13 protein-coding genes are annotated in these 13,429 nt (G+C 61.5%); 11 read left to right on the top strand and 2 right to left on the bottom strand.

Annotated elements, in window-relative coordinates; genetic code table 11:
- Positions 1 to 136: 136 nt before the first annotated feature.
- Genes LDN70_RS01195 through LDN70_RS01175 form a run of 5 tightly spaced genes read left to right on the top strand, consistent with a single transcriptional unit; the run spans position 137 to position 6,833 of the window.
- Complete coding sequence (locus LDN70_RS01195; RefSeq protein ID WP_223941461.1) at positions 137 to 1,447, top strand: ABC transporter substrate-binding protein; 1,311 nt, start codon at positions 137 to 139, stop codon at positions 1,445 to 1,447.
- A 33-nt stretch (positions 1,448 to 1,480) separates the two neighbouring features.
- Complete coding sequence (locus LDN70_RS01190; RefSeq protein ID WP_166841027.1) at positions 1,481 to 2,431, top strand: carbohydrate ABC transporter permease; 951 nt, start codon at positions 1,481 to 1,483, stop codon at positions 2,429 to 2,431.
- 9 nt (positions 2,432 to 2,440) lie between these two features.
- A complete protein-coding gene (locus LDN70_RS01185) occupies positions 2,441 to 3,337 on the top strand; it encodes a carbohydrate ABC transporter permease (RefSeq protein WP_062070981.1) in 897 nt (298 codons plus the stop codon).
- A gap of 48 nt (positions 3,338 to 3,385) precedes the next feature.
- Positions 3,386 to 5,368, top strand: coding sequence for a pectinesterase family protein (locus LDN70_RS01180; RefSeq protein WP_223941460.1), 1,983 nt, complete (start codon positions 3,386 to 3,388; stop codon positions 5,366 to 5,368).
- A gap of 1 nt (position 5,369) precedes the next feature.
- On the top strand, positions 5,370 to 6,833 hold the full coding sequence (locus LDN70_RS01175; protein WP_166841023.1) for a pectate lyase family protein: 1,464 nt from the start codon (positions 5,370 to 5,372) through the stop codon (positions 6,831 to 6,833).
- A gap of 60 nt (positions 6,834 to 6,893) precedes the next feature.
- On the opposite strand, the gene LDN70_RS01170 is transcribed toward LDN70_RS01175, so the two are convergent.
- On the bottom strand, positions 6,894 to 7,325 hold the full coding sequence (locus LDN70_RS01170; RefSeq protein ID WP_011773004.1) for a universal stress protein: 432 nt from the start codon (positions 7,323 to 7,325) through the stop codon (positions 6,894 to 6,896).
- Positions 7,326 to 7,485: 160 nt separating this feature from the next.
- On the opposite strand from LDN70_RS01170, the gene LDN70_RS01165 reads away from it, so the two are divergent.
- Together LDN70_RS01165 and LDN70_RS01160 are read left to right on the top strand one after the other, a co-directional pair.
- Complete coding sequence (locus LDN70_RS01165; RefSeq protein ID WP_223941459.1) at positions 7,486 to 8,292, top strand: SDR family oxidoreductase; 807 nt, start codon at positions 7,486 to 7,488, stop codon at positions 8,290 to 8,292.
- Positions 8,293 to 8,401: 109 nt separating this feature from the next.
- Positions 8,402 to 8,611 carry a dodecin gene (locus tag LDN70_RS01160; RefSeq protein ID WP_011773002.1) on the top strand — a complete coding sequence of 70 codons (210 nt, stop codon included), beginning with the start codon at positions 8,402 to 8,404 and terminating at the stop codon, positions 8,609 to 8,611.
- Positions 8,612 to 8,673: 62 nt separating this feature from the next.
- Here LDN70_RS01160 and LDN70_RS01155 read toward each other — a convergent pair whose 3' ends face one another.
- The gene (locus tag LDN70_RS01155; RefSeq protein WP_166841019.1) at positions 8,674 to 9,555 is read right to left on the bottom strand and encodes a helix-turn-helix transcriptional regulator; all 882 of its coding nucleotides are present in this window, start codon (positions 9,553 to 9,555) and stop codon (positions 8,674 to 8,676) included.
- 186 nt (positions 9,556 to 9,741) lie between these two features.
- Between LDN70_RS01155 and LDN70_RS01150 the strand changes: the two genes are divergently transcribed.
- The 4 genes from LDN70_RS01150 to LDN70_RS01135 are packed head-to-tail and all read left to right on the top strand — an operon-like array spanning position 9,742 to position 13,428.
- A complete protein-coding gene (locus tag LDN70_RS01150; RefSeq protein ID WP_223941458.1) occupies positions 9,742 to 10,563 on the top strand; it encodes an aldo/keto reductase in 822 nt (273 codons plus the stop codon).
- Between the two features lie 32 nt (positions 10,564 to 10,595).
- Positions 10,596 to 11,567: an aldo/keto reductase gene (locus LDN70_RS01145; RefSeq protein ID WP_223941457.1), complete on the top strand. Its 972-nt coding sequence runs from the start codon at positions 10,596 to 10,598 to the stop codon at positions 11,565 to 11,567.
- Positions 11,564 to 12,601, top strand: coding sequence for an NAD-dependent epimerase/dehydratase family protein (locus LDN70_RS01140; RefSeq protein ID WP_223941456.1), 1,038 nt, complete (start codon positions 11,564 to 11,566; stop codon positions 12,599 to 12,601). Before LDN70_RS01145 ends, LDN70_RS01140 begins: the two co-directional genes overlap by 4 nt.
- Positions 12,598 to 13,428 (top strand): aldo/keto reductase, encoded by an 831-nt coding sequence (locus LDN70_RS01135; RefSeq protein ID WP_223941455.1) that lies wholly within the window; start codon positions 12,598 to 12,600, stop codon positions 13,426 to 13,428. The genes LDN70_RS01140 and LDN70_RS01135 overlap by 4 nt, the downstream gene beginning before the upstream one ends.
- The last annotated feature ends 1 nt before the right edge of the window (position 13,429 follow it).

Raw genomic sequence — 13,429 nt, 5'->3', positions numbered from 1 at the left:
ATTTTCACCTCACTCTTGGGTCGCTGTGATGGTCTAAGCAATGCTGCCCACGCCCGTACACCGGAAAGTTTCCGTCTAAATATTCAGCGAGTTTGTATCCATGCCCGAAGATCGGGCACCAGAAAGGCGTCATTCGATGAAGAAGACAGCAAGCACTCCTATCCCGCGCAGGCTGGTCCTGGGCGCCGCGGTGGTCGCGGCCGGGTTGGCCCTGAGCGCCTGCGGAGGAGGTGGCGCAACCTCCTCCGGAAGCGGCGGCAACGTGGAACTGAACTTCGTCTTCTGGGGCGATGCCAACCGGGCCAAGATGACGGAAGCTGCACTGCGGATCTTCGAAAAGAAGAACCCGGGAATCACCGTTAAAACCGAATACCAGGACAGTGCCCCTTACGCAGACAAACTGGCCACCCGATTCGCAGGCGGCAACCCGCCTGACGTCCTGGCGATGGCCAACCGCAGCCTCTTGGAGTACGCCCAGCGCGGCACCCTCGCCGACCTCAAGTCCTTCCCCGAGCTGAACCTGGACAAGGTTCCGGAAACCACGCTGAGTCGCGGCGAGGTTGACGGCAAGCTCTACGGTCTCGCCACCGGAGTAACCACCATCGGCATGGTGGTCAACAAGACCATCACGGACCAGGCCGGCGTCACCATCCCGGACGACAAAACCTGGAGCTGGGAGGATTACGCCAAGTTCGCCACCGAAGTCACCCAGAAAACCGGAGGCAAGGTCTACGGCGCCGGTTACGACGTCGCCACGGAAACCGGGCCCATCATTCTGGCTCGCCAACGAGGCGAAGATTTCTATACGAAAGACAACAAGCTCGGCGTCAGCGAAAAGACCATAGAGGACTGGTTCCAGTACAGCGTGGACCTCCGGAAGTCAGGCGGATACCCACCAGCTGGCTTCTTCGAGCAAATCGGGGGATCCCCCGCGCAGTCCTATCTGGCAAAGGGCACAGTCGCCTCCCAGATCATCCCCATCAACAACTTCCGGGGCTACAACGAGGCCGTGGAGGGCGAAGTGGTCTTGCTCCGCATTCCAGGTGAAACCACGGGCGAGCGCCGCGGTTACTCCGCAGATCCCACCATGCTGTGGTCCATCGCTGCCAAGTCCAAGCATCCCAAGGAGGCCGCCAAGCTGGTGGACTTCCTGACGAACGACGCTGAAGGTGCCGCCGAAGTCCTCACGCAGCGCGGTGTCCCCATCAACCCTGAGGTGGCGGACGCCATCACGCCCAAGCTGAGCGCTGACGATAAGACGTTTGTGGACATGATGGCCTCCATTCAGGAAGACGATCTGCCGCCCGCCTACGTCTATCCGAAAGGCGCAAGTGTTGTAGCCGATACCCTCAAGCAGCTCACCACTGAAGTGGAGTTCGGCCGGATCAGCCCCGCGGATGCGGCCAAGACCTTCATGGAGAAGAGCAATGCAGCAATCAACAAGTAAGCCTGCAGCTATTCACGAGGGGGTCGTGGCGCTATGTCGGTTCTGATCAAACAACCATCTGGCGCCGCCCCGGCCGCAGCCGCAGCGGGCGGTAAGCAGCGCATCCGCCCGTCCCGGCGCAGGAAGCAGCGCTCCGGGTATCTTTTCCTGCTTCCCTGGTTTCTGGGGATGCTTTTTACCGTCATCCCATTCTTTGCCTCGCTGTACCTCGCCTTCACGGATTACAACCTCTTTACCGAGCCCAACTTTGTGGGGCTGGCGAACTTCCAGGCGATGTTCGAGGACCCCAGGCTCATTCAGTCGCTGAAGGTCACGTTCATCTACACCTTCGTGTCGGTGCCCATATCCCTCGCTGTTGCTTTGCTGGTCGCCTTGGTGCTGAACCGGGGCCTTCAAGGACTTTCGATCTACCGCTCCGTGTACTACCTGCCCTCCCTCTTGGGAGGGAGCGTCGCAATCGTGATGCTGTGGCGTTACATCTTCGGTAACGACGGAATCGTCAACGGGTTCCTGGGATTATTCGGAATCCAGGGCCCGGCGTGGGTGACCGACCCCCAGTTCTCGCTGAGCACCCTCATTGTGCTGAATGTTTGGACCTTCGGCTCCCCCATGGTGATCTTCCTTGCGGGCCTGCGGCAGGTCCCCGGGATGTACTACGAAGCTGCCTCGATTGACGGGGCGTCCAAGTGGCGGCAGTTCCGCAGCATTACGCTGCCCCTCATCAGCCCCATTATTTTCTTCAACCTCATCATGCAGCTCATCGGCTCGTTTCAGACGTTCACCCAGGGCTATGTGATGAGCGGGGGTACCGGAGGCCCAGCGGATTCCACGCTGTTTTACAACCTTTACCTGTACCAGAAGGGCTTCACCGAGTTCGAGATGGGGTATGCCTCGGCCATGGCCTGGCTGCTGTTGATGATCATCGCGATTTTCACGGCCATCAATTTCATCGCATCCAAGTTCTGGGTCTTCTACGACAATTAAGGCAACCCCATGGCACTCCTTGATTTACCTCTCAAGCGCAAGCTGGCCAAGCAGGATCAACCCGAAGACGCCCTGACGGGAACCCCGGTTTCCCGCTTCTCACGGCATCTGATTCTCTGCCTGGTGGGGCTGGTGATGCTCTATCCGTTGATGTGGCTGATCTCCAGCTCGATGAAGCCCAGCAACGATATTTTTAGGCAGCTGGGTCTCTGGCCCGAAAACTGGGACTTCTCCAACTACGCCCAGGGCTGGACCGCGCTGGACCAGCCGTTCCACGTCTACCTGATCAACTCCATGATCGTGGTGATTTTCTCCATCGTCGGCAACATCTTCTCCTGCGCACTGGCCGCTTACGCCTTCGCGCGGATGGAGTTCACCGGGCGGAAGCTGTTCTTCGCCCTCATGCTGGGAACACTCATGCTGCCAGGCCACGTTCTTCTGGTTCCGCAGTACATCATCTTCTCCCAGCTCGGCTGGCTGGACACCTACCTGCCGCTGATCGTCCCCAACTTCATGGCCACCAATGCCTTCTTTATCTTCCTCATGGTGCAGTTCATGAAGTCTCTTCCCAAGGAATTGGACGATGCCGCCCAGATTGACGGCTGCGGCCCGTTCCGAACTTTCATCCGCGTCATTCTGCCCCTCTGCGTGCCGGCCATGGCCACCACGGCTATTTTCACGTTCATCTCCACATGGAACGAGTTCTTTGGTCCGCTGCTCTACATCCAGAACCAGGACCTCTACACCGTTCCCTTGGCCCTTCGCGCCTTCATGGACTCGGAAGGACAAAGCATGTGGGGCCCCATGTTCGCCATGTCAGTGGTGTCCATCGCCCCCATCATCGGTTTCTTCATTGCAGGGCAGAAATACCTCATCAACGGAATTGCCACCACCGGCCTTAAGTAGGCCCCTCCCCCAGAGCAACACCAACAAGACAAGACAAAGGAGTTTTGCATGCGCCTGCGACGCCTGCTCGGCGCGGCCACCGCCGTCGTCATTCTTGGAAGCTTTACCGCTGTGCCTGCCAGGGCGGAGCCCATCCACAGCGGCACAGAATCACCGGCGGCACCGGCGGCCCTGTGGAAGCAACGTCCGGACGGTTTCGCGTCCCTTCCCGGCAACGGCCTGGACGGCACCACCGGAGGCCAGGCGGGGAGGCACGTGAGCGTGTCCTCGCTGGAGGAACTCACAGCCTATGCCGCTGCCGAGGAGCCGCTGGTGATCTTCCTCAAGGGCAGCATCATGGCCCAGGATTACGTCAAGATTCCGGTCGCATCGAACAAGAGCTTCATCGGTACGGGCGCGGGCGTGGAGCTGGTCAATGCCGGCTTCAAGCTCATCAACGTGTCCAACGTGATCTTCAGGAACTTCACAGTGCGCGATTCCTACATTCCCGGCGACTGGGACGGCAAACGCCCGGACAACGATCGTGACGGGATCCAACTCGACACCTCACACCATGTCTGGGTGGACCACATGAAGTTCGAGCGCATGGGCGACGGCATGATCGATACCCGCAAAGACTCGGACTACCTGACCTACTCGTGGAACGTGTTCGCGGACAACAACAAAGCCCTGGGCGTTGGCTGGACCAGCAACGCGGTCACCAAAATGACCATCCATCACAACTGGATCCGCAACACTGTCCAGCGGAACTTCAGCCTGGACAATACAGCGGCTGCGCACGTTTACAACAACTACCTGCAGGACATTGGCCAGTACGGAATGATGGGCCGCAACGCCGCCAAGGTGGTCCTGGAGGGCAACTACTTCACCTCGGTTGCCGATCCCGTGGTGGCCAAGGACCCTGCCACGGAAATCGTCAACCGTGACAACGTTTTTGATTCCACCCGCGGCCGCAAGGATAACGTGGGCATCGCGTTCGACCCCACACAGTTCTATTCATACGCCAAGGACGACTCCTCCAGGGTTCCCGAACTGGTCACCGGCAGTGCCGGACCCCGCGAAAACAAAGCACCCAGCACGACGACGGAGGTCACGGTCGCGCTGGACGGCACCGGCGATTTCGGCAGCGTACAGGCGGCCATCGGTTCGATTCCTGTGGGCAACACACAACCCCGGACCATCACCATCGAGCCCGGCTTCTACCGGGAAGCGGTGAATGTCTGGGCCGACCGGCCCAACGTGACGCTGCAAGGAGCAACAGCCAACCCGGCCGACGTCGTCATTTCCTACGACACCCCTGCAAACGGAGCAAAGTTCTTCGGCGGAACCTGGGGTGCGGCCGGAAGTGCCACCCTCAACGTCCTGGCCGAACACACCACGGTCCGGAACCTCACAGTGGAAAACGCTTATGACGAGGCCGTTCACGGCGGTAGCCAGGCCCTCGCGGTGCGGACGGTGGCAGACAAGGTCATCTTCGACAACACCAGGTTCCTCGGCAACCAGGATACCTACCTCGCTGACACCACCGGCCGTGACGCCACTGCCCGCACCTACCTGAAAAACTGCTACATAGAAGGTGACGTGGACTTCCTTTACGGCCGGGGCACCGCAGTGTTTGAAGGCTGCACCATCCATTCGCTGGACCGCGGCAGCGACACGAACAACGGTTACATCGTGGCACCCAGCACCAAGGACTCCAACCCTTACGGCTTCCTGATCGTGGACAGCACCCTCACTTCGGACGCCGCACCCGGGACCGTCAGCTTGGGACGCCCTTGGTTTGCCAGCAGCGACCCCAACGCGCACCCCATGGCCGTCATCCGGGACTCGAACCTGGGCAGTCACATCGCTAAGCAGGGCTGGTCAGACATGAGTGGGCATGCTTGGACCGAGGGGCGCTTTGCTGAGTTCAACAACACCGGGCCGGGTGCATACATCAACGAGTTCCACCCCCAACTCACTCCGGAAGAGGCCCTGAAATTCACGAAGGACAGGTTCCTCGGTGACTGGACCCCGGCGGCAGGCGCTTGAGATGGCGGACGCACAGAAACCGAACATTCGACGCCGGACCCTCCTAACCGCTGGACTCGCAGCTGGCACTCTGGCCTCCACCGGCCTCTTCAGCCCAGCAGTGGCGGCGCCGGCCACTGATGGTGCCCCATCCGGCGTCGATCCCCACGGTTGGGGCGAAGCCAGGTTGCCGGTGAACCGCGGGAGCGGAGGTTCCTGGACGTCGGCACCCGAGGGTTTCGCCGGCGTCGCAACCCACGGCCGCGACGGCACTACTGGTGGTGCGGGCGGCACGCTGGTCCACGCCAGAACCTCGGAACAACTCCGGGCTTTCGCGAAAAGTGCCGAGCCGCTGGTGGTGATCCTGCACGGCGAACTGGTGTTCGCGGAGTACGAGAAACTGACAGTGACCTCCAACAAGTCCTTCCTCGGCGCAGGCGCAGGGGCCGCAGTAGTCAATGCGGGTTTCAAACTGGTCAATGTCGCCAACGTCGTGTTCAGAAACTTCACGGTCCGGGACTCCTACATCCCCGGGGACTTTGTGGGGAAACGGCCTGACAATGACAGGGACGGGATCCAGGTGGACACCAGCACACACGTCTGGGTGGACCACATGCATTTCACCCGGCTGGGCGACGGCCTGGTGGATATCCGCAAGGACTGCGACAACGTCACGCTGTCCTGGAACGTCTTTTCAGACCACAACAAGGCCCTCGGAGAGGGCTGGACGCAGAACGTGGTCACCCGGGTGACGCTGCATCACAACTGGATCCGGAACACGCACCAGCGCAACGCCAGCCTGGACAATACGGCAGCCTCGCATGTCTACAACAACTATCTGGAGAACATCTCCAGCTACGGCATGCTCGGGCGGAACGCTGCCTTGCTGCTGGTGGAAGGAAACTACTTCCGGGATGTCCGGGACCCGCTTCACCACCAGGGGCCCGGCGGTGCGCTGGTGGCCCGTCATAACGTATTCGAGGAGTGCACCGGGAACACCGGCCAGGAACGGGGCATGGCGTTCGACGTCCCCTACTCCTATGACCTGACGCCCACCAAGGCCGTTCCGGCGCGGGTACGTGCTTTCGGAGGACCGTTGGGCGGGACCGAGCCGGCGCTTCGGGACGTCATCACCGTGGCGTTGGACGGAACGGGCGATTTTGCCAGCATCCGGGCGGCCGTTGGCGCAATCCCTGCGAATAACCCACGAGCTGTCACGGTGCTACTGCAACCGGGAATTTACCACGAGCCCTCGGTTATCTGGGGTGACCTCCGGAACATCACCCTGGCCGGGGCAACGGGAAATGCGGAGGATGTGGTCCTGAGCAACAGCGAAGGCGTTACCTTGCTGGTGGCTGCGGACGGTTCCGCCCTGCGGGACCTCACCGTCACGTCCGACACCCCTCAGCCCGGGCATGTCCTGCTGGTCAGGGGCAGCGGAGTGAGCCGTTCCAACGTGGTGGTGCTGAACGGCACGTCCAACTAAGTAGCAGCAGTGCGCGTTTTGAGGGCTCAAAACGCGCACTGCTGCTACCTACATGGGTGGCTACGCCTCGACGTCGGTGTTCACGATGTACACGTCGCAGGGAGCGCCGTGCGCCACGCTGTTGGCGATGCTGCCCAGGACGCGGCCGAGGCCCTTCATGCGCTTGTTGCCCACCACGATCAGCGAGGCGTTGTTGGTCTCGGCGTAGTTGATCAGGGCGTTGGCCGGAGTGCCGCGGGCTGCGAAGTACTTGATGTTGCCGGCAGGGACGTCCAGCTCTTCGGAGACCTTGCGGGCAACGTATTCCGCGGAGTCGGCCGAGGAAACGGTGATGCGGTCGCTGCCGCTGCCGAATTCTTCGATGCGGTCATCGGAGAAGCCGCTGATCACATGCAGCTCGGCGCCGAGTGCCGTGGCGAGCTTCGCTGCTGCCACTGCTGCGCGCTTGGCCGTCTCGCTGTTGTCAACGCCGACCACAATAACTTCTGACATGAGTACTCCTGGTTGTGGGGATTTGCTGGGTGCTGCTGCAAGAAATCTACACTCGATCACCCTGCACCGGGATGACCCTTTTGCGCCGGGAGTGTTTACGGCCGGAATCACGGGGTAGGGATAAATCATCGGAACGACTACCCGACCGAAAGGCAACGCCATGAGCGACGAACCATTTTCCCCGCAGACCGCAATCGTCACAGGATCGGATTCCGGCATAGGAAAGGCCACCGCGGTGGCGTTGGCCAAGGCGGGCATGGATGTGGGGATCACTTGGCACTCGGACCAACAGGGCGCTGAGGAAACTGCGGAGGAGGTCCGCGGTCTGGGCCAGAAAGCAGTGGTGCACCAACTGGACACCAGGGATGCCCGTGGAACGGCCGCAGCAATTGACAATCTGGCTGAGGAACTTGGCGGCGTGGACGTCTTCGTCAACAACTCCGGAACCGGGGACGGCACCAAGTTCCTGGAGTTGGACTACGACACGTGGATGTCCACGTTGGATACCAACCTCAACGGCGCTTTCGTGGCCATGCAGACGGCAGCAAAGCGCATGGTGAAAGCCGGCCGAGGTGGGCGCATCATCGCGGTCACCAGCGTCCACGAGTTCCAGCCGAGAGTTGGGGCTTCGGCTTATGACGCGTCCAAGCATGGCCTGGGCGGCCTGATCAAGACCATGGCATTGGAACTCGCCCAGTACGGCATCACCGCCAACAACGTGGCACCCGGCGAAATCGCGACTCCCATGACGGGCCAGGAAGACGAGGATCCGAGGCAAAAGGAACGGCCGGGAGTCCCGTTGGGCCGACCCGGAGATGCCCGTGAAATCGCCGCCGTCATCGCGTTCCTCGCCTCACCGGCCTCCAGCTATGTCAACGGCGCTTCGTGGCCAGTGGATGGCGGAATGCTGCAGATGGGACCGCAGGCAGGCTCGCACATCACCAGCAACGACTGGCGCGAAAGCTAAGCCTGCACCACCTCTGGCCGCACGGTGATCCGTGGGCTAGTCTGCATGAACGGCCTGCCTGGCGGGCCTGAAATTTCCAAAGATTCGTATGACGTTGATGAGGAGCACCATGGCCGGCCACACCTATAGCGTTTCCGAAATTGTAGGAACTTCCACCGAAGGCGTTGACGACGCGATCAAGAATGGCATCGCAACAGCCTCCCAGACCCTGCGGAACCTGGACTGGTTTGAGGTCAAGGAAATCCGCGGCCACCTTGAAGACGGCGCAGTAGCCGACTGGCAGGTCACCATCAAACTCGGTTTCCGCCTGGAGCGCTGAACAGCCTAAGCGCTGATGACCTTCTCCACGAGACGGCAGTTAGTGACAGTTCCGGATTGTCATTAACTGCCGTCTCGGCGTGCGGGTTCGGGTGCGTTGACGGGCTCGGTGCCTACGTCACCCAAGCTGAGAAGCGTTAAAGCGTCCGACGACGGCGAGCCGGCCTTCGCGGAATAGATCCTCAGCATCTGGTCGGGGTCGTCCGGGAGACTCAGCGTCTCAAAGTTCAGTTCGAGGTCGCCCACGATCGGGTGGTGCAACCGCACAGTGCCTGCGGATCTGGAGGCCACCCTGTGCCCGGCCCACCATTGCCGGAAATGCTCGCTGTGCACGGCGAGCTCTCCCACCAGTTGGTTGGTTTGGGGATCGTTGGGGTGGCGGCCCACATCCATGCGCAGGGCACCCACAGCTTCAGCAGCCACGGTCTTCCAATCCCTGAACAGCTGCCCCGCCGCGGGATCCAGGATGATCCAGCGCGTCAAATTCCGTTCCGGAGCCGGAAGTGACGGAAAGTCGGTGAAGAGCAGGTAAGCAATCCGGTTTCCGGCCAGCACGTCCGCCCGCCGCCCCAACACCATGGCTGGTACGTCTCCCACGGCGTCCAGCAACTGCCGGAGTGCGGGCCTCACCTTTTGAACCGGGCCTGGGTTGCCTGCGGAACTGGCGCAGTGCTCCAGCAGGTCCATCATGTGCGCATGCTCCCCCGCGTCCAGTCGAAGTGCCCGGGCCACCGAGTCGAGGACCGCTTTGGACGGGTGGATGTTGCGGCCCTGCTCCAGACGTGTGTAGTAGTCGGTGCTCACTCCGGAAAGCCGGGCCACTTCCTCACGTCGGAGTCCGGGCACCCTGCGGGCACCACTGTTCTCCTGCGCTCCGGCGTCCTCGGGCGAGAGGCGGGCACGCATGACTTTGAGGAACTTACCGAACTCGGCGCTTTGACCCATCCGTCCATTCTGCCGTTCGAGGCGTGTGAAAGACCACCATTGTGGGTAGGACTACCAGACCTAGGAAAAACAGGATCACGCTGGGTTGCTGACTCTGACCCCAAAAGTGAATAGGCTCGGTACAGAGCCTCCGAAAACGCTTTCTGGAGTGTCACCACCGTAATCGTTCCGTCGAAGGAGACCGTCATGCCAGAGCTGACATTGAACAACGGCGTCACCATTCCCCAGCTTGGATTCGGCGTCTTCCAAGTAGCTGCAGGAGAAACGCAGAAGGTAGTGGAAGACGCCCTGGAAGCCGGCTACCGCCACATCGACACCGCAGCCGCGTACCGCAACGAGGCCGGAGTAGGTGCTGCTGTTGCCGCCTCCGGCATTCCCCGGGAGGAACTTTTCATCACCACCAAGCTCCGCAACGGCGAGCAGGGCGAGGCATATGACGCCTTCCAACGCAGCCGCGACGCCTTGGGCCTTGAGGTCATTGACCTGTACCTGATCCACTGGCCTGTCCCTTCGCAGGGCCTCTACACGCAGGCGTGGAAGGAGATGGAGAAGCTGCATCAGGACAAGCAGATCCGGGCCATCGGCATTTCCAACTTCCTTCCCGACCACGTGAACGCACTGCTCAAGGAGGCAGAGGTGGTCCCGGCCGTCAACCAGATCGAAGTCCACCCAACGTTCCAGCAGGCCGAACTCGCCACCAAGTGCCGCGACCTGGGCATCGCCGTGGAGGCATACAGCCCGTTGGGCCAAGGCAAGGACCTGAACGCGGAGCAAGTGGCGCTGGTAGCCGCCGCCCACGGCACTACTCCTGCACAGGTGATCCTGGCCTGGCACCTCGCCCAGGGGACCATCGTGATTCCCAAGTCCGCGGACTCCAAGCGGATGCGTGAGAACTTCGGCGCAGCCGATCTCACTCTCACCGAATCGGAGCTGGCAGCTATTACGGCACTGGAGGCAGGCGCGCGCATCGGCTCCGATCCCGCCGTCGCAGCTTTCACCCAGCTCTAAAGCCCCACGAACAAAGCAAAGGACTCAACCACATGCAGTACACCCACCTGGGCCGTTCCGGCCTGAAAGTTTCCCGTCTTTGCCTGGGCACCATGAACTTCGGTCCGCAGACGGAGGAGGCAACGGCACACGCCATCATGGATTCCGCACTGGACTCGGGCATCAATTTCTTTGACACCGCCAACGTGTACGGCGGCACCGAGCACCGCGGCTGGACAGAGGAAATCATCGGCCGCTGGTTCGCCAAGGGCGGCGAGCGCCGCGAGCGTACGGTCCTTGCCACCAAGTTGTACGGCACTATGACGGACCGGCCCAACGAGTCCAAGTTGTCGGCACTCAATATCCGCCGGGCACTGGATGCGAGCCTTAAGCGGCTGCAGACGGACTACATCGACATCTACCAGTTCCACCACATTGATCGCGATACTCCGTGGGACGAGATTTGGCAGGCAATCGAGGTGGGCGTCCAGCAGGGCAAGATCCTCTACTCTGGCAGCAGCAATTTTGCCGGCTGGCACATCGCCCAGGCGCAGGAAGCGGCGCGCCGGCGGAACTACACCGGGCTGGTCAGTGAGCAGTCCATTTACAACCTGTTCCGGCGCGAAGTGGAGCTTGAGGTCATTCCGGCTGCGCAGAACTATGGCCTGGGCCTGATTCCTTGGTCTCCGCTTCAGGGCGGGCTGTTGGGTGGCGTGCTGAAAAAGGAAGAGCAGGGTGTTCGCCGCGCTGAGGGCCGGGCATTGGAGACCCTCAAGAAGCACGAGGAGCAAATCCGCCAGTACGAGGATTTCGCGGACGAACTGGGCCACGCACCCGGGGATGTTGCGTTGGCTTGGCTTCTCCACCAGCCTGCGGTCACGGCCCCGATCGTTGGGCCGCGTACCCAGGAGCAGCTGGATGCGGGCATCCGCGCCTTGGACGTGACCTTGAACGAGGATGCCCTCAAGCGGCTGGATGACATCTTCCCGGGCCACCGCCCCGCCCCCGAAGATTACGCCTGGTGAGCGATCCCGCAAGCAGCCTGCAGCCTGCGGCGGACACCGTCTCACCACGGAACATCCTGTTCATCGGCGGCACGGGAGTCATCAGTGCGGCGGCGGCTGAACGCGCCGTCGCACTGGGCCACCGGCTGACCATCCTCACCAGGGGACGGTCAGCCGGGCGGCCGGTCCCCGACGGGGCGGAAGTGCTCCACGCGGATGTTCGGGATGCCGCCGCTGTACGTGAGGTACTTCAGGGAAGGGAGTTCGACGCCGTTGCGGACTTTATCTCCTACACCCCGGATCAGGCGCGGGCCGGGTTGGAATTGTTCCGCGGGCGGACCGGACAGTACGTCTTCATCAGTTCCGCTTCGGCCTACCAGAAGCCGCCCACAACACTGCCTATCCGGGAATCGACGCCCCTCAAGAACCCGTTCTGGCAGTATTCGCGGGACAAGATCGCCTGCGAGGAGGTGCTGTACGAGGCCTACCGTGAGCTGGACTTCCCGTTGACCGTGGTCCGGCCCTCCCACACCTATGACCGGACCAAGATCGCGATGGTGGGCGGTTGGACCGATATTCACCGGATGCGTGCGGGGATGCCCATCATGGTGCACGGTGATGGCACGTCGCTCTGGACGCTGACTCACAGCCGGGATTTCGCCAAGGCCTTTGTTGGTCTCTTGGGGCGGCCCCAAGCTGTGGGCGAGAGCTACACCATTACCTCGGACGAGTTCCTGCCGTGGAACCAGATTTACCGCCTGTTTGCTCGGGCAGCCGGGGTGGACGAACCGGAGCTGTTCCACGTTTCTTCGGACACGATTGCAGCCCACAGTCCCGAGCTCGGCCCCAACCTGTTGGGTGACCGCTCGCACTCCGTGGTGTTCGACAACTCCAAAATCAAAGCCCTTGTCCCTGATTACCGGGCCACGATTCCGTTCGCGGACGGTGCGCGAGAGATCGTGTCATGGCATGATCAGCATCCTGAGCTGCAGGTGGTTCTCGAGGACTATATGGAGCTATGCGATCGGCTTTACGAAAGGAATGTGCGCGCATGACATCTGCCCCGCTCATTGAACTCAACGACGGCCACAAGATCCCCCAACTGGGCCTTGGCACGTGGCCGTTGAATGATGCCCAGGTTGCCGATGCCGTGGTGGAGGCGGTGTCGCACGGCTACCGGCACGTGGACACCGCAAAGAAGTACGGCAATGAGAAGGGCGTGGGCAACGGCATCCGTGCCTGTGGGGTGAGTCGCGAAGAACTCTTCATCACCACAAAATTAGATGGTGAATTCCAGGGTTCCGGAAAGGCCGTTGCAGGGCTGGACGGCTGCTTGAAACGCTTGGGCCTGGAGTATGTAGACCTCCTTTTGATCCACTGGCCGCTCCCCCGCCGCGGTGAGTTCGTGTCCACCTGGAAGACCTTTGAGGAGCTGCAGAGCTCGGGCAAAGTGAGATCAATCGGTGTCTCCAACTTCAAGCCGGCCCACCTGGATCAGCTGTTGCGCGAAACGGATGTGGTGCCCGCGGTCAATCAGATCCAGGTCAGCCCCTCCATTCCCCGTACGGCTGCACGGGCTTTCAACCAGTCACATGGCATCATCACCGAGTCCTACAGCCCGCTGGGTGCCAGCAGCGATCTTTTGAATGCTCCCGTGCTGGCCGGCATCGGCGAAAAGTACGGTAAAACACCCGGCCAGGTGGTGCTGCGCTGGCATGTCCAGCAGGGCTTGGTGGCCATCCCCAAGACCTCCAATCCGCAGCGCATGAGGGAGAACCTGGACATCTTCGACTTCGAACTGGACCCCGATGACCTCACCAGGCTTCAAACCCTCGACGCCGGTCCGGACGCCGGCGTGGACTCCGACGTTCAGGGCCACTGAC

It is taken from the genome of Arthrobacter sp. StoSoilB22 (assembly GCF_019977315.1).
GTDB lineage: Bacteria > Actinomycetota > Actinomycetes > Actinomycetales > Micrococcaceae > Arthrobacter.
Note: the sequence above shows the minus strand (reverse complement) of the source record. Positions and strands in the feature narration are given on the sequence as shown.

What these genes read in the sequence shown, in the direction of transcription:
- LDN70_RS01195 (WP_223941461.1), top strand. Translation starts at nt 137, where the DNA reads ATGAAGAAGACAGCAAGCACTCCTATCCCGCGCAGGCTGGTCCTGGGC.
- LDN70_RS01190 (WP_166841027.1), top strand. Translation starts at nt 1,481, where the DNA reads ATGTCGGTTCTGATCAAACAACCATCTGGCGCCGCCCCGGCCGCAGCC.
- LDN70_RS01185 (WP_062070981.1), top strand. Translation starts at nt 2,441, where the DNA reads ATGGCACTCCTTGATTTACCTCTCAAGCGCAAGCTGGCCAAGCAGGAT.
- LDN70_RS01180 (WP_223941460.1), top strand. Translation starts at nt 3,386, where the DNA reads ATGCGCCTGCGACGCCTGCTCGGCGCGGCCACCGCCGTCGTCATTCTT.
- LDN70_RS01175 (WP_166841023.1), top strand. Translation starts at nt 5,370, where the DNA reads ATGGCGGACGCACAGAAACCGAACATTCGACGCCGGACCCTCCTAACC.
- LDN70_RS01170 (WP_011773004.1), bottom strand. Translation starts at nt 7,325, where the DNA reads ATGTCAGAAGTTATTGTGGTCGGCGTTGACAACAGCGAGACGGCCAAG.
- LDN70_RS01165 (WP_223941459.1), top strand. Translation starts at nt 7,486, where the DNA reads ATGAGCGACGAACCATTTTCCCCGCAGACCGCAATCGTCACAGGATCG.
- LDN70_RS01160 (WP_011773002.1), top strand. Translation starts at nt 8,402, where the DNA reads ATGGCCGGCCACACCTATAGCGTTTCCGAAATTGTAGGAACTTCCACC.
- LDN70_RS01155 (WP_166841019.1), bottom strand. Translation starts at nt 9,555, where the DNA reads ATGGGTCAAAGCGCCGAGTTCGGTAAGTTCCTCAAAGTCATGCGTGCC.
- LDN70_RS01150 (WP_223941458.1), top strand. Translation starts at nt 9,742, where the DNA reads ATGCCAGAGCTGACATTGAACAACGGCGTCACCATTCCCCAGCTTGGA.
- LDN70_RS01145 (WP_223941457.1), top strand. Translation starts at nt 10,596, where the DNA reads ATGCAGTACACCCACCTGGGCCGTTCCGGCCTGAAAGTTTCCCGTCTT.
- LDN70_RS01135 (WP_223941455.1), top strand. Translation starts at nt 12,598, where the DNA reads ATGACATCTGCCCCGCTCATTGAACTCAACGACGGCCACAAGATCCCC.